12 protein-coding genes are annotated in these 16,682 nt (G+C 55.7%); 6 read left to right on the forward strand and 6 right to left on the reverse strand.

What is annotated here, in order from left to right; genetic code table 11:
• Window positions 1-9: 9 nt before the first annotated feature.
• A complete protein-coding gene (locus VK738_20495; GenBank protein HTD25042.1) occupies window positions 10-2,109 on the reverse strand; it encodes a S46 family peptidase in 2,100 nt (699 codons plus the stop codon).
• Between the two features lie 116 nt (window positions 2,110-2,225).
• Here VK738_20495 and VK738_20500 point away from each other — a divergent pair, with 116 nt between their 5' ends.
• Window positions 2,226-3,362 carry a citrate synthase gene (locus VK738_20500; protein HTD25043.1) on the forward strand — a complete coding sequence of 379 codons (1,137 nt, stop codon included), beginning with the start codon at window positions 2,226-2,228 and terminating at the stop codon, window positions 3,360-3,362.
• Between the two features lie 150 nt (window positions 3,363-3,512).
• On the forward strand, window positions 3,513-5,987 hold the full coding sequence (locus tag VK738_20505) for a zinc-dependent metalloprotease (protein HTD25044.1): 2,475 nt from the start codon (window positions 3,513-3,515) through the stop codon (window positions 5,985-5,987).
• 153 nt (window positions 5,988-6,140) lie between these two features.
• Here the strand turns inward: VK738_20505 and VK738_20510 are convergent, their stop codons facing one another.
• From VK738_20510 to VK738_20530, 5 genes are all read right to left on the reverse strand, one after another.
• Window positions 6,141-8,492, reverse strand: coding sequence for an LptF/LptG family permease (locus VK738_20510; protein ID HTD25045.1), 2,352 nt, complete (start codon window positions 8,490-8,492; stop codon window positions 6,141-6,143).
• A gap of 171 nt (window positions 8,493-8,663) precedes the next feature.
• Entirely contained in the window at window positions 8,664-10,142 is a 1,479-nt protein-coding gene (locus VK738_20515) for a hypothetical protein (GenBank protein HTD25046.1), read from the reverse strand.
• 77 nt (window positions 10,143-10,219) lie between these two features.
• A complete protein-coding gene (locus tag VK738_20520) occupies window positions 10,220-11,923 on the reverse strand; it encodes a radical SAM protein (GenBank protein ID HTD25047.1) in 1,704 nt (567 codons plus the stop codon).
• Window positions 11,924-12,093: 170 nt separating this feature from the next.
• Window positions 12,094-12,453, reverse strand: a complete 360-nt coding sequence (locus VK738_20525) for a redoxin domain-containing protein (protein ID HTD25048.1) — start codon at window positions 12,451-12,453, stop codon at window positions 12,094-12,096.
• Between the two features lie 9 nt (window positions 12,454-12,462).
• Window positions 12,463-12,609 (reverse strand): hypothetical protein, encoded by a 147-nt coding sequence (locus VK738_20530; protein HTD25049.1) that lies wholly within the window; start codon window positions 12,607-12,609, stop codon window positions 12,463-12,465.
• Between the two features lie 224 nt (window positions 12,610-12,833).
• On the opposite strand from VK738_20530, the gene VK738_20535 reads away from it, so the two are divergent.
• From VK738_20535 to VK738_20550, 4 genes are read left to right on the forward strand one after another with little or no spacing between them, the layout of a single operon-like run.
• Complete coding sequence (locus tag VK738_20535; GenBank protein HTD25050.1) at window positions 12,834-13,610, forward strand: TetR/AcrR family transcriptional regulator; 777 nt, start codon at window positions 12,834-12,836, stop codon at window positions 13,608-13,610.
• Between the two features lie 57 nt (window positions 13,611-13,667).
• Window positions 13,668-14,507, forward strand: coding sequence for a class I SAM-dependent methyltransferase (locus VK738_20540; protein HTD25051.1), 840 nt, complete (start codon window positions 13,668-13,670; stop codon window positions 14,505-14,507).
• Entirely contained in the window at window positions 14,500-15,969 is a 1,470-nt protein-coding gene (locus VK738_20545; GenBank protein HTD25052.1) for an FAD-dependent oxidoreductase, read from the forward strand. The genes VK738_20540 and VK738_20545 overlap by 8 nt, the downstream gene beginning before the upstream one ends.
• A 25-nt stretch (window positions 15,970-15,994) precedes the next feature.
• Window positions 15,995-16,318, forward strand: coding sequence for a hypothetical protein (locus VK738_20550; protein ID HTD25053.1), 324 nt, complete (start codon window positions 15,995-15,997; stop codon window positions 16,316-16,318).
• Window positions 16,319-16,682 lie beyond the last annotated feature (364 nt).

Raw genomic sequence — 16,682 nt, forward strand, 5'->3', positions numbered from 1 at the left:
CTGGCCTGTTCATTTTTTCTTGTCCGGCTTCCTGGTGAGTTCCTTCACCAGTTCGTCGGCCTTATAGATTTTTCGCAGCGCTTCCAGAATGCCGCGCGAATCCACGCTGACCCCGCGGCCGACGGTCTCGTCATACATGAAGCGCCAGGTAAGGGACTGGATATTGCCGTCAAAGATCACGCCCACGATCTGGCCATCTTTATTCACCACCGGACTTCCCGAACTTCCACCAAGAATATCCACTGCGGAAACGAAATTAAGGGGAGTTTTCAACTGGACCTTTTTTCGCCTTGCGGTCCAGCTATCCGGCAATGCGTAGGGTGGTTTGCTGTCGTGTTCTTTGACGTGATCAAAGGCCCCGCCGATGTCGGTCAATGCCGGAATTTTGCTTCCTTTGGGCAAATAGCCTCGCCCGTCTTCGGTATAGCCTTTCACTTGTCCATAGCTCAAGCGGAGGGTGAAAGTTGCGTCTGGGGAAAAATGCAGACCTATTTGCAAGCGTGATTGAGCGATGAGGGCTCCATCCTGCTGGATCACAGACTCCACCTCAGTATCAAAACGTTTGCGCAAAGCGCGGGCGGCCGGATCAACTACACGCATCATCGCAATGAGTGGATCGTCACTATTCGCGATTGCCGCCGCCCCGCCTTCGTAGAGTTGTTTGCGGAAAGCAACCTCGTCGAGCCGGGTGTTGGCAATGGCATTGTTCGCTATATCTTCGGGGCTTTTGCCTTGCAGTACTTTCACCACAACTGCATTGTCCGCGCCCAACTGTTTCTGCATCTCTTTCAGCGAGTCGGCCAGCACAACCGTTTCAAGCTGCTTGTAAATAGGAGCAGGAGAAAAAAGTTCGCTCTCCAGCGAAGGCAAGGCAGAATCCCGATACTCGCGCAGCCGCTCTCCGTTGGGCTTGCTCTTCTCCTCGCCAACGCGGACCAACGTCCGGGCAAACCATGCCAATTCTCCTCGAAAACCATACTGTAGTTCCAGAAAGCGGTAGGGCAGAAAAATTTGATGATGCACTTCCAGGGCTTTGTCAATGTGTAGATAGGCCGCAAATGCGCGTTTGCCCGCCGGAGAGTTTCGGTAACGCAGGAGCTGAATGCGCTCATCCATGATCTTGTGGCGCATCAGGCTAGGATCGTTGAAGGCTGCGTTGAACCCGCTGACTGCCTTAAACGAATTCTGCAATCTGAAAATGTCTTTATGGGCAATGCGTGCATTCTCGGCAGATTGCGCGGCAAAATCTTGCAGTAACCGGATGCGCCGTTCGTAATCCTTGAGCACGAACGGATACTGGATTGTCTTCAAAAAAAAGATCTGGTTGACCGTATCTTGCCGTTGCGATAACCCGGGATTGCCGGAGACAAAGACCAAATCGCCTTCTTGTACCCCTTTCTTAGACCACTCCAGGTAATCCGCCACATGAACTGGCTTTCCGTTTTCGTACGCGCGAAAAAAAGCCACATCAAGGTCATAACGGGGATATTCGAAGTTTTCCGGGTCGCCTCCAAAAAATGCGGCGTCGAACTCAGGCGCAAACACCAGGCGCACGTCTGTGTATTTCTTGTACTGATAGAGATGGAATAAAGCGCCCGAATACAGAGCAACGACCTCGCAGAGCATGTCCGCAGCCTTGGCGCAGTCTTTTTCGATTGCCGCCATGGCAGCCTGTTGTGCTTTGCTGGCATCCGCGCCCGAAGCACCCGGCTTGACTGCGGCATTCACCTGCGTGGTTACATCGGTTACCTGCTCGAGCACGTTAAGCTCCAGGTCCGGGCAGAGAGGTTCCTGTTCGCGGGTTTTCGCATAAAACCCGGTTTTCAAGTAATCATGAGCGGCCGTAGAAAGGCTATGCAGGCAATCTGAGGCCACGTGATGGTTGGTTAGAATCAGGCCATCGGCAGAAACAAACGCCCCTGATCCGTACTTGAATCGAATGGAAGAAAGCTGCAAATGTTTGAGCCACGGATCGGTGACCTCAAATCCGTACTTGGTTTTGATTTGGGCCTTGGGAACGGCGGTGTAGAGCCACATGCCATCATCGGCAACGGCACTACCCGCCAGAAGGCCAATAATGCAGATCAGCAATAAAATTTGGAATCTCATGCACCTTGTCGGCTAAACTGTCTCACAATGTAAGCAGAAATCATACCAGCGGTTTGTGGTAGCCGCGACTTTTGCGATATAAAAGTATAGTTACGCAGAGCAGTGCGAGGGTATTCATGTCAACCACAACAACCCCGGCGAAAGGCCTGGAAGGCGTTGTCGCCGCAACATCCAGCATTTGCTATATAGACGGCGAGCGTGGAATTCTGGCCTATCGTGGTATTGATATTCACGACCTGGCCCAATATTCGACGTTTGAAGAAACATGTTTTCTGCTTTGGAACGGCCGCTTGCCTAAAGCCCAGGAATTGGAGCAATGCCGGAAAGATCTGGCCGCCGAACGTAAACTTGATGCCAACATCCTCAGCTTTTTGCGGCAGTTTCCCAAGGACGCCTCCCCCATGGAGGTGCTCCGCACCACCGTCTCGGCGCTCTCCTTCTATGACGCCGATGACAAGCGTAACGATCACGACGCCAATGTGCGCAAATCCCGTCGTCTGACATCTCAGATCGCCATGATCGTGGCTGGCTTTGATCGCATTCGCAAGGGCAAAGATATAGTGGCTCCCGATCCCTCGCTTTCTCATGCCGCCAATTTTCTTCTGCTCTTGAATGGCCAGAAGCCCTCTCCTACGGCAGAGCGCGCCCTGGATACCGCTCTCATCTTGCACGCCGACCACGAACTCAATGCTTCCACCTTTGCGGCGCGTGTTACTGCGGCCACGCTCGCTGATATGCATTCCGCGATCACCAGTGCTATCGGCGCCCTGAAGGGGCCTCTGCACGGCGGCGCCAATGAAGAAGTCATGAAGATGTTGTTTGCCATTGATAAGGCCGGCGAGGACCCCGTGGAACATGTGAAGGAGATGTTGGGGAAGAAGCTAAAAGTTCCTGGTATGGGCCACCGGGTTTATCACACCGAAGACCCCAGGGCAACGCACCTGCGCAGGATGTCCCAGGATTTGAGCCGTTCCAGCGGCAACACCAAGTGGTTTGATATGTCGCAGAAGATCGAAGAATACATCAAGCGTGAGAAGAAACTGAATGCCAACGTAGATTTCTACTCCGCCTCCACCTACACCACTTTGGGTATAGATATTGATCTTTTTACTCCGATCTTCGCGGTCTCACGCATCAGCGGATGGACGGCGCATGTTATCGAGCAACATGATGACAACCGCCTTATCCGCCCCCGCGCTGATTATGTAGGGCCGCAATACCCCGCTCGATACATCCCCCTAGATCAGAGATAAGACCGCGGCATCTTCTGCCGCACTTACACACGCCCGCTTCCAAAGGCGGGTGTGTGCTTTGCTCCGTATGTTTGTATCGGCCAGGAGAAACGTATCGCCGGCCATCTCTGCTAGAATCACGCAATCCAATTACAGAGCTTCGAGAAAATCATGAAAAAGCCGATCGTCTTTGTCATTCTTTGTTGTCTATCCACTGCGGCCGTGGCGCAGGGCGGCGTCAACCCCACTGCCGGGTTGAAACGCAACGACGGGTTCATTCCGTTCTATTGGGATGCCAAGAAGGGGACACTTCTCTTTGAACTTAGCCCGCAAAGAATGAATGAGGAATTCATTTATTTTACTGGACTGAGCAGCGGCATCGGCTCGACACAGATGTTTGCCGACCGGAGTTCCACCAGCGGGTCTCAGCTCTGTAAGTTGGTGCGCTCCGGACCCAAGGTGCTGGTCATCGCCGAGAACACGGCCTTCCGCGCCGAACGCGGCAGTGCCGAACTCAAGCACTCTGTAGAGCGCAGCTTTCCGACTTCCATCATTGCGGCCTTGCCGATTGAATCCGAACAGAGCGATACCTTAGTTGTGAATGCGAACCCGCTGGTATTGCGTGACGTGACCGGCCTGCTCGATCAGTTGCGTCGCCCTGCGCGCGCTATGAATGGAGTCATCCGGCAGACCGAAGGCGGCGGCAGCAACTGGCGCCTCGACGAGCAACGCAGCTCCGTGGATATGGACCACACCCGCGCATTTCCGCTGAACACAGAGATTGAGAATATCCTTACCTTCACCAGCGATTCCGGGGCCCCTGGAGTGAATGCTCCTGAAAATGGCGTGCTTACCGTGCACGAACATATCTCTCTTCTTCCGCTCCCTCCGCCGGGATACCAACCGCGGGCCGCCGATCAGCGGGTTGGGTTCTTTGGCGAAGGCTTTTTGGATTTCTCACGGAGTTACAAAGATGCATTACGTCAGCGTTACATCGCGCGCTGGCGTCTGGAAAAGAAAGACCCTACGGCCGCTGTGAGCGAGCCTGTGAAGCCGATTACGTTTTATCTTGATCGCGCAATTCCTGAACCTATACGCGAGGCGGCTCGCCGGGGAGCGTTGTGGTGGAACCAGGCATTCGAGCAGGCGGGCTTTCGCAATGCGTTGGTGATCGAAGACCTTCCCGAAGGCGCCGACCCGCTGGATATGCGTTATCCCACCATTCAATGGACCAATCGCGATGGCCGCGGCTGGTCCGTGGGCATGGAACAGAATGATCCTAGAACAGGTGAGATCCTGCATGCCGTAGTGCAACTCGATTCGCATCGCGTTCGCACCGTGAACAACTTTTGGAACGTAGTGAAGCCTGGCCCGGTCGCGGCCAATGACGATTCCGCCATGGATATGTTTGCCGACCTTGATGGCGCCGATCCCAATCTCTCCGAAGACGAGGTCATGTTGCATCGCATCGCGCTGCTCACATGCCATGAGATGGGGCACGTGCTTGGGCTGGAGCATAACTTCGCGGCCAGCACCTTCAATCGCGGATCGGTAATGGATTACTTCGCCCCGCGCATCCTCATCCGCAAAGACGGCACCGCCGATCTCAGCGACGCCTACATGCAGGGCGTCGGCAGCTATGATCGTTTCGCCATCGAGTGGGGCTACAGCACAAATAATCAGCCCCAGCCCTCAGACCCCGATGACCCACAAGAACGCGCGCGTCTGGAAGCTGTCATCCAAAAGGCATTGCGGCAGGGAATCTTTTGGGCGAACTCCGATGATCCCCGCTGGAACGCCTACGACGATGGTCCTGACCCGGTAACCTGGCTCAAGCAGGTGATTCCGGTACGTGACGCGCTGCTCAAAAACTATGGACCGCAGATGCTACGCAAGGGCGAACCCGCATCCTGGCTCAGCGCCCGCTTCGCCCTGGTCTATCTTTTTCACCGTTACGCGCTGGCCTCTGCTGTGAATGTCATTGGCGGCGCCAAGATTCCTCCGGCACTCTCGGGCGACGGGCAGAAGCCGCTTGAAATCTGGAGCCAAGCCGATCAGCGTGAAGCCCTGCGCCTGGCCCTGCAGGAGCTTCGCCCCGAAGAGCTCGAAATACCGGCGAATATCTGGCACAGTCTCGTTCAGCACGAAAACGATGACAATAACCCGGAATCCTATCGCTCGAGCGCCGGATACCTCTTCAGTCCTTATGATGGAGCTCGCTCGGTCGCAGAAACCGTATTAGAGCCTCTGCTTGATGTCTCCCGTTTGGATCGGCTTAATTCGATTCATCACTTTGAGACGTCAGCGCCTTCGAGTCACGAGGTCATCGCCTTGCTCGTCGGGAATGTATTTGCTGACTATGCCCCCATAGGAGGGGACCCAAAGAGTGACTTTGTGGATGTGGTACAAGACGAACTGGCTAACAGACTCATGATTCTCGCCGCCGACGAAAATGCTCCGTCCGAGGTGCGCTCGGAAGCTTGGGCAGGAGTAAACCTGATTTATGCTCGTCTGCATGGGGGCGCTGCCGGTCGCAGCATGACCAGTAGGGATATCGAACGGAAGATAGAGGCCTTCCGGCGCGACCCCAAGCAGAACGTTCCAAAGATCAGGCCATCAGGAGCGCCAGCCGGGCCCCCGATTTAATCGGAGGTTGACTAGCAACCGGCGAAAGGTGCAATCTTGGGCCTATAAGACACTGATGAGTAACAACTGCTGGGGCTTCTGGAAGACGCTCTACAATCGCCATGAAAAGAAAAAGCCTCTGCGCTCCTCCGCGCCCTCTGCGGTTTAATTTCCTTACGTGGGCACTTTCAGAATCAAATAACCTCCCACCAGGGCAAAAACCAAGTCAGGAGACCATGCCGCCATGGCCGGCGGCAATTGGCTGATATTGCCCATGGCTTCGAACAATCCAGCGACCACGAAATACACGATCCCGATTCCCAGGGCGAGAGCAACTCCGGTAAGCGCACCGCGCCGGGCCGCGCGTAAAGAGAAGGGAACTGCCAGCACAGACATCACAAATGTAATGAGTGGGAAAGCGAACTTTTTATAAAGCTGCACTTTAAGCCGCACCACCTCGAATCCGCTTTGCTGCAGGTCGTCAATATACTGGCTCAACTCGGTGTAACTCATCTCCGAGGATTGTTTGACCTCTCGTTTGAAATAGAGCGGGTTCTCGGTCAACTCAGAGAACGTAGAGACGTCGAATGTCCGATACTCCTGGATCGCCGATCCGTTGAAAGAGCGGCTCCATCCCTGGGAAAAGACAAAGCGCTTGAGTTCGCTGTCCCAATGGGCATGTTCGGCGAAGATCCGTTTGGTGACCGCGAAGGTAGCCGGATCGAACTCGAAAATCGAGATATTCCCAAACGTATCGCGGTCCGCATCAAACAGTTCGTAGTAATAAATGGTGTTATTTTTTCCGAAGATCCACATGCGATCGGGCCGGAAAAAAGTCTGTGCCGGCTTGCCTTTGATCTGGTTGCGCAGCGCCTCTTCCTGCCGGCTGTTGCTGGGCAGATAGAACTGGTTTGCGAAGAACAGGCCGCCTGCAAGCACCGCCGATATGACCAGCACCGGCGTCACCACGCGGTAAACGCTGATGCCGGTTGCTTTCATCGCGGTGACTTCGTTGGCTTTTTCCAGCAAACCGAATGTCACCAGCACGGCAATCATCACCGCCAGCGGCGTCAATACGTAAATATAAGAAGGGATCACATGCAGCAGGTACTCACCCACGGTGACCAGCGGCACCCTGTTGCGGATGATATCGCCCAGCAACTCAAAGAATGTGAATACGAAAATGAGCACAGAGAAAGTTGCCAGCACCATGCCCAGGTAGGTCAGGAAGTCGCGCAGGATGTAGTCATCCAGAATCTGCGGGAACCCGACCCGCATTGGGGCTTGATCAGCCGCCTCCATTCCCTCGGAGCGTAACCGGGCCCTTAACCGCCGTGGTCGAAGCTTCCGCAGGCGGAACAACAGCGAGCGAAGGCCTATTTCCAGAGGTCTTTTTCGCACGCGCCAGAGCAATACAACTCCCGCCAGCAAAAAGACTGCATTCCCCAGCCAGACGCCTATCTCCGGGGAGACGCGCCCTTGGCGCGCCAGCGCCAGTCCTGCCAGCGAGACTACGTAATACAAGAAGACCAGCGCAATCGTCAGCACAAAGCCTGTGGCCTTGCCGCCTTTCTTGGCTGAAAGCCCCAAGGGTATTCCCACCAGCGCCAGCACAAGGCAGGCGGCGGGCAGCGCAAATCGACGGTTGGCCTCGATCAAATACCAGCGCCGGCGTATTCCAACCAGGCTCCAGTTTGGCTGGTCCCACCCCGGTTGCTGTCTCAGGTAGGCAATCTGCGACAGCAATTCTTTGGTCGACATTTGCGGAAGCGCGGGTTCGTCTGATCCTTTTTTCTCGGCGAGATTGGTTACCGGAATGGGAATATCTGTCTCCTGAAACGTGGAGATCGTATATTGGTCCGGTTGCTTGGGTACGTTTTCATGGCTCGCGGCGCCCACCAGATGCAGTCGCATCGAGTCCGGCGTGTCGCTGACCGCAACGCCTTCCTGTGCCAGCGTGATCTTGGGGGCGGTAGGATTGCTGATGTCGGCAAGAAAAACTTTTTTCCAAACTGCGGCGCCCTCTTGCGGCACGACATCTTGCACATAGAGGATGTAATTCTTCAGGTCTTCATAAAACACCCGCGGCTGAATCTCAAATGAGGCTTGCGAAGTCTTCAGTTGGTCCTGCAGCCCGGCGAGGGCGGTCGCCGAACGCGGCGCAATAAAAACCGTATTGATGGTAGCCAGGATCCAGGTAAGGATCGCCAGCCAGCCAATGGTGCGTACGAAGATCCCGGTTCCGATACCGCTGGCGCGCATGGCGGTGACCTCGCTGTCAGCGGCCATGCGGCTGAGTCCGATCAGGATCCCCACCAGCGCCGCCATGGGAATGGTGATAGTCAGAGCGCTGGGAATGGTGAGAAAAATAAGCTCCGCGACGCTGGGAATAGGCGCGCTGCTGCGCACTACCAGCTCCAGGATCTGGGTCACATTTCGCATGAAGAGCACAAATGTGAACACAACTCCGCCAATCGCGGCGTGCGTGAGGACCTCGCGCAGAATGTAACGGTTCAGGATACGCACAGTTTTATTGAGTCTAGCAGATGATGGGAGAGGAGACAGCAGAGATGGATCGGATTCCATCTGGGGAAAGAAACCCGGTTGATACTCAAATTGCTGATTTGATTTTCCCTACTGTCGTTCTAAGTGTATATTGCTGCGTTTACTGGTATGGGCCCGCCCCCCGCTTCACAATCACTGAAATCGATTCGGCCGATATCCGATTCGGCCGTTTTCTTCTCCGGCCGAGAGCTCTCGCATACAAAGCCTGTCCAGGTTCTTGTCATCGCACTGGTAGATCTGATTCATGGGGAGATCTTCTTTACGCACCACGTAGAACCCCGTTTCCATATGGAAACCGTCGTCTGCAGAATCGGTCACAATCGGACTGCCGTGCCTCACGCGCAGCCGGAATTGTTTCGACGGCGGTTCATAGTCCGAGTAGGCAAAACACTTTCCGATGCACGCCCGATCGACGATATGGTTCACAAACCACAGCCGTGACTGATCGGGCAAGTTGATAGTCTCGATCACCCGGCGCCCGTAAGGCAGGGTGTTCACCATGCTTTCCACTTGCTCTTCCATGCGATTCAGCATGCCCGTATCCTGATAGCTCCACAGAAAAAACAACCCTGCGCCAACGGCCAGACCTGCAAGATGCCAGGTTCTGGGCCTGACCGATCCCAGCACGCATAGTCCCAGCACACCCGTGACTACGGTGAGGCGCGAAATGATCAATGCAAAAGGATTCGAATATTGAGGAAACCACACCACCTCCGGAATCATGAAGGCGGCAAACAATAAGACAACCCACAACTCGAAAGGTGCGCGGAAAGTCCACCGCTCGGTGTTCGTTCGCCATTCACGCACCATGCCGTAAAGGAAGCAAGTAACGCAGAACACCAGAAGGGCAAGAGCCAGGATCGCATACCTTGCGCGGAACAGGGCGAACTGGTCCACTCCATTCATGAAGAAGAAGTCTTTCGTATGCCAGTAAGCGGTACGGAAGCGCAGCACATAAAAGTGGAAGGCGGTCACAACCAGGAATGCAGAAGCGAATAACGCCCAGCGCCGCCAGCTCTTCACCATATCTGCCAGGCGCAGATAGGCGGCCATTCCGATGAGGCACAGAAACCCAAAGGGATGGGCGAGCAGCGCCACTATGGCAATACCGGCGGCAACCAGCAGATCTCGACCGCTGCCTCTCCAAAACAGGGCCACAGCAAAAAAGCCCAGACCAATGGCCAGATAAAAATTCATGAAGCCTGAGTAGAAGGTCCAGCCATAGGTGATCATGGCGATGGCAGGGATGAGAAACCATGGAGGCCGGCGATTGGCCGCGCTCATAAGAGCAAATGCTCCCCAGAAGAAGATCAGTACGGCAACCGAGACGAGAATGCGTTCGGCCACGATAAAACCGACTACTTCTCCAAGTTTCTGCAGCGTCAGATCGACCAGGACGTTGTTCCATCGCGACTCGATGTACAACCCCGGCGCCTGGCCCTGATCTACCAGATGTGCCAGCCAGGCATTGTAGGTGTGACTGCCGATATCGCCTGCCTCAATCCTTTTGTGCCAGAAACAGGGGATCAGTAAAATTAAGGAAATAACCAGAAAGCGCCCGCCATGCTGACGGATAAAAAGTGCAGCTTGCCTCATCTGCATGCGAGGCATTGTATCTCGGGAGGAATGCAGCCACAAGACATCGGAAAGGCACATTGACGTACTTTACATCTGAGCTTAAGCCGCTGCTAGACTTCCGATTTGGCTGCGCCGACCGTGGACATTTCCAGCGAGTCGAACTCGTCTTCTTCGAAGGGAGTCAAGGCTGCATCGGTGTAGAGCCGGGCATCGGGGTCCCGCTTCAACTGCCGGCGGAAGCGGCCGTAGCGCCAAATCAGTTGCGCCAGCTTGAAGTGCTTGTATAACAAATTGGCGACGTAGCGAGGATAGAAAACCAACGGGCTCTCGACAGGCAGAGTGGGTCGCCGGTCTTTGCGGTACTTGCGGCGTAGGTAGCCGCCTTCAAGCGGATCAATCTTCTCGAGGGTGACGCAGGAGTAGTACCAGATCAGCAGGAACGCCATATTGCCGGGCTGGCTGTTGGTGGCGACGGCGCGGCGCATCACAGTCTCGATATGCTCAAGGGAATAAAAGGACATCCAGGTATCGTGATAGAGCTTTTGCCATTCCTCTGCCGACATGGTGGCGTGGGGAGTAGTCACGTGCTCGAGATCGTATTTGTTCAGGTCGGGATCGAGATAGGCGCCGGCCTTGTGTAGTTTTTGGTGGTCCTCGGAGCCGGGCAGCGGCGTCAGGCAGTGCGGCTCCAGCAGATCAATGGCCAACTCACGCTGGATGATTCCGATGTCGCGCAGGATGGATTCGGGCGTGTCGTTGGGGAAGCCCACGATGTAGCCGGCAAAAACCGTCGCACCCACGCGCTTCCATTCGAGCAGCATCTTGCGATACTCGGCAACCTTGTTCTGCTTCTTCCGGGCCCCCAACAGGCTTTCAGGATTGATGCTTTCCAGGCCAATAAAAACCCGGGCCACGCCGGCGCGGCCCGCCTTCTCAATGAACTTCGGCAGGCGATGGCACATAGTGTCTACCTGAATCACGAACTTGAGGTTGAGTTTTTCCTGTTCGCGCATGGCGATGAGGCGGTCGAAAATGCTTTCCCAGTCCAGGTTGCGCGCGAAATTGTCGTCGGTGATAAAGAAGCGGTTGATGCCCTGCGCCAGGTTGCGCCGGATAATCTGCTCCACATCGTCGGCCGAGCGGCGGCGTGACTTGCGCCCCTGCACATTGATGATAGTGCAGAAGGAGCATTGAAAGGGACAGCCACGGCCGGCATCGAAGGTGGTGATCTTGCCTCCGGTCCGCTTGATGCGGGTGGCAGGAAGAATGGGCATGGGCGCCCCATCCAGCGAAGGCAGGTCTGCCATGTAGTTGTAGAGCGGTTTGAGCGTGCCTTGCCACGCGTCGCGCAGGACCAATTCGAAGCGTCCCTCGGCCTCACCGGCAAAAAGCGAGATGCCAAGGTCCATGGCTTGCGTCAGTTCGGCGGGAACCTCCGGCAGCATAGACAGACAGCCGGAGACGTGAAAGCCGCCGATACAGACCTGAACTCCTGCCGCCCTTAGCGGCCGGGCGATATCCATCGCGCGGGGATACTGATTGGACTGAACCCCAACCAGGGCAACCAGGCCAGGGCCGTCGCCGATCTGGCGCGCGATGCGCTCCGGCCGGATATGCGTATTGCACTCGTCGAAGGCCGAAATGACGATTTCGACATCGTCGCCGAGCACGCGGCGCTCCTTGCAGTCGAGCGCAAGACCGTAAAGCACCGCGAGCGTATTCGAGGGAATGGCGGAGCGGAGCCACTGGATAACGTATCCGTCATCGTCGTAGTGCGACGGTTTTATCAAGATCAGCGAGAATCGCTTACACACCGGTTTAGCAACCGCCATTAGAATTCCTCTGCAAGCAAATTGGACCCATTACGGCACAACGTTGCCCAGGTATTTAGTTTTTGGCCTTGGGGAAAATCGGCGTCGATTATATACCCATCTCGCCCGAATGCCGCATGAAAGATGCAGCACTAAATTGGTTCCCAGCGGCGTTAAGAACTAGGCACTGGGGGCTCCGAGCCGGCTACAGCTTCCATCACCTGCTCGATCGGTGCGCGGTCAAGCTGGTTTTTGCCTACATGGATAAAGCGGATGATCCCGTTTCGGTCCACAACAAAAGTTGCCGGTTTGGCAATGTCAATTGCCTCGAGCGATAGCCGGTTATAGACGCCATAAGCCTTGGTGACGATGCGATCTTCATCCAGCAGGAAAGGGAAGCTGACCGGATGCTTGGTAAAAAACCGCTCCGGCTTGAACATGCCTTCGCGTTTTTCGGCGACAATGAACAGCAGGGAAGCGCCAAGTTTTTCAATTTCATCTTTTATCGGCTCAAACTGAGCCATGCGTTTCACGCAGTTGGGTCACCACGTTCCCCGCAGGAATTCCACAATAACCGGCCCGCGACCACGGACTTCTGCCAGCGAAAATGTGCCCGGCTGGTTTGCTGCTGCCAGACTGAACGCCGGGGCAAGGTCTCCAATCTGCAAGGTGTCTGAACGTTCAGTCATTGTGGGTCCAATGAGTGTATGGTTTTTTCCAAAAATCGTAAATTGAAGCTTTTGTCCGGCAATGTTGCCGAAGATCAGAGCGGGCGATAAGACTCTATAAGTGCATGTCCAACATACACTTACGTCCAGACTCCCCATATAGTTAAACATGTTCAAAAATATCTTGACAACACGATCAGATTAGGTGCATTATTTGAACACGTTCAAATAAGAGGTAAATAAAAATGAACACGGTTAAAAGACCACAGGCCGAAGCGATTATTCAAACGCCGATTCCGCCCGTCCCCGCTCAAACTGACAGCCCAACCATCGGCCCTGTCGGTAAGAAGGGCGAAGCCACTCGCCAGCAGATACTGACCGCGTCTCTCAAGCTCTTCCGCGAGCGCGGATTCGACGCCGCCACCATGCGCGACATCGCCGAGTGTGCGGGTATGTCCCTGGGGGCTTCGTACTATTACTTTCCTTCGAAAGAGGCGATTGTCTCTGCCTACTACGATTTCGTACAGCAAGAGCACCGGCAGCGGTTGGAGCAGGAACTTCCCAAAGCCAGGAACCTGCGCCAGCGCCTGGGAATCGCCTTTCATACCAAGCTCGATATCATCCAGCACGACCGCAAACTGCTTGTCGCCCTCTTCCGCTACGGTGGCGACCCCGGACATCCGCTTTCCTGGTTCGGTCCGGCAACGCAGCGGCAGCGCGACCTCAGCATGTCCATCTTTGCCCGAGCCTTGGGCGATGAAAAGCTGCCCAAAGATGTTCGCCATCTTGCTCCTATGGCTCTCTGGGCGCTGCACATGGGATTCATTCTTTACTTTGTGAACGACGGCTCCGAGGAGCAGCGCCGCACCCGCCGCCTGATGGATGGCACGCTCGACCTGGTCACGCGGGCATTCGATTTGGCCACCGCTCCGGTCCTGCAACCCATTTTGAAACCCATCCGTAAGCGAGTGGTTGATCTGTTGACCGACGCCGGATTAGCCCCGGCTCCGATTGAAGCATAGAGGCGTGAGGGCGAAGCTATTCGCCGCGCAGCCTTAGAAGCAAAGGAGGAATAAAACATGACACACGCAGCAGCAGTTCACCACAAACACTGGTTCCCGGCGGTACAAGCCGAGGAGCGCCCGTCGCCGTGGTGGTATTTCGGACGTGCGGTCTATGTAAGCCGCCGCGATTATCGCAAGATTTTTTTGGTTTTCGTCGCCGCAGGAATTCCTCTGGGAGCTATCGGAGTTCTTCTGCACAAGCCCACCTTCCTGCGCGCAGCCTATGGACTGGCCGTGCTGGGCATTCTCATGCTGATTTATTCGCTCGTCGGTCTGTATCGCATGTACGGACATCCTGCTGTGAAGTATCTGCGGCAGCTTCTGAAGCTTGGCAATGTCGAGGGAGCGGTCACGGTTGCCGACCTGCACATTGGCACCTACCGTCACGCCTTCACGCTGGCACAGCTTCTGCCCCAGGCGCAAATTTATTCCGTGGACTGCTGGAATGTAGAAGGTGAGCCGCCCGAGGCTGCCGTTCAAGATGTCCGCGACCTGGAGCCGCCGCCGCGTTGCGAGCCGCGCATTGCTGCCCTGAAAGCGGACGGCTTCGCAGTTCCGCTGGAAGACGCGAGCTGCGATGTGGTTGTCTTCGGCTTTGGCACACACGAAATTCCGGTGAATGGCCCGCGCGAGAAGCTTTTCAGCGAAGCCATCCGCATTTTGAAGCCGAAAGGGAAGCTGCTGCTCTTCGAGCACGGATACGACTTCCACAACTATCTGATCTTCGGCCCAGTCATCGGGCATGTCACGCGGCTCAACGATTGGATGAAGTTTACTCAGGATCGCTTTGATAACGTTCGCTATCAACGCAGTTCACATGCAGTGGATCTGATTACGGGGGTGCGTCGTGGTTAACAAAATTGAAGTTGGCAAAATTGAGGCAGAGAGAATTCCCACTCAACCCATCGAAACCAAGAAACCTGAAGCCCGGCAAATCGCCAATCCCGATGTCATCATCATCGGCGGAGGCATCGCCGGTCTGGCCGCTGCTCTCCGTTGCCAGGATCACGGCCTGACCCCGCTCGTCCTCGAAGCCGAAGCGCGCGTTGGCGGACGCATGACCACCGACCGCGTCAACGGATTCCTGATTGACCGCGGCGTCACGCTGCTGGGCAAAAAGTTTACCCGCATGCGCAGCCTGGCCCGCCGTCTTGGCCTGGGCAACCGTATGCACGATGGCGGTTTCAAATTGGGACTGGAAGATGGCGGCAAGGTTCGCTCTTTTCGCGACCGCCGTCCCGATGATCTGTTCCGCGACTCCGGTCTCTCCTGGGATGCCAAGCGCGCCACCTTCCGTTTTTTTCTCGATCTCTGCCGCAACCGCTCCAGGCTGGCGCATGGCGAGAGCGGACGCGCCCTGCACCTTGATCGCGAAAATGTAGCCCAATATCTCGCCCACAGCGGCAGCGGCGGAACCGAGCTGTTGAATCGCTTCTTTGAACCCAGCATGTGCGGGCCGGTGGGCGGTTCGGTGGCCAATCTCTCGGCTGAAGTTTTCTTCCAGACCATCCGCAATACCCTGGCCGCGGGCTTCTGGGGCGTGGATGACGGCGTAGACCTTATCCCCAAGACCATCGCCGCGCAAGTTCCCGTGCAGACCAATGCTCATGTGCTTCAGGTCCGGCACAAGGGGCCCGGGCCGCAGGTTACGGTGGAAGCCATCGTGGAAGGAAGACCACAACGCTACACCGCCCGCGGATGCATCTTTGCTGTTCCGGGTCATCTTGTACCCGGCTTGTGTCCCGATCTTCCCGAGTGGATCGTTTTGCCGCTCAGCCACACGCGTTACGCCAGCATGGCCAGCGCCCATGTTGCTTTGCGCAAGCCTCCGCAGGCTGCTTACAGCGGTTACGGATTTGCCGGCGAGCGTATGGATGGCGTCCAGGCCCTCGAGTTCGAGCACTTGCGCTCTCCTTTTCTTTGCCCGCAAGGCAGAGGCCTGATTTCGATTTATTACAAGCAGACTCCTACGTTTCCCGTCATCGCCTCCAGCGACGACGCTCTGCGCACCAGCGCCATACAGCTTATGCGCCGCACCTTTCCCGATATCGCGCACGACATCCTGTTCGTTCATTTGGTGCGCTGGCCGGCAGGGATCGCCCTCTTCCCAGCCGGACGCCTCACCGAAATGGCCGCGCTGCGCACGAAATTAACAGGCTGGGACGCTCCGCTGGATTTCTGCGGCGATTACCTCGATGGCCTCTCCAGCGAAGGCGCGCTGTGTACCGGAGAGCAGGCCGCCGATCGTATGTTCGCCCGCTTGAATGAATACCGCCCGCTGGAACGGGTCGTGGCCAGGTTGGCGGGGTGCGCGTGATAAAGAAGGAGCCGATATCACAAGAATGGAAACGCGAACGAAGGCGCTGTGGATTGTAACGACTGCGAACGCAATCGTGGCGATTCTCTTGATTCTGGTGATTTACGCCACGATGCTTGCACTCGCGGTACTTGCCCCTGAGATTTCGGGATGGCCACTCTTCATCTTGCTGGCTGTTGGTCTAACGAAGTACAAGGAACAGGACCTCAGCCGTTACCTGCATGACCATCCGGATGCATGCAGCATTGGGCAATCGAGAGGACCGGATTCGGTTGCCAGAGCGGTTTTTTCTATGGGGGATGGCGAAAAGACGGTGTCTGAATTAGATCAGAGAAATCGTAAATCGTAATTCACAAATCATAAATCCTAAAATGTCAATCCTTTAAGGCCATAACGGTACCATTCTGGCACCATACCGTTCATTCCATCCAATTCCATGCCATCCTATCCTCATAAGTTTGTCATCCTGAGCGAGGGCGTATGCCCGAGTCGAAGGATCCCGAAGATGTGTCAGGTTCCCATGCGGCATCAAGGCATTTTCTGAAGGACACGGCTGACGAGCTTCAACAATTACGGGAGCGAGAACACGAACTTCCGCTAGGCCGTTTAGGCTTTGAGATCAAGATGAGTGTACAAAAATGAATATTAAAGAACTTTTCAGCAACAAGCCCCGCTGCCAGCACTTCCACGAGAACGGCAGCCGCTGTAAAGCC

It is taken from the genome of Terriglobales bacterium (assembly GCA_035487355.1).
Lineage (GTDB): Bacteria > Acidobacteriota > Terriglobia > Terriglobales > Acidobacteriaceae > QIAW01.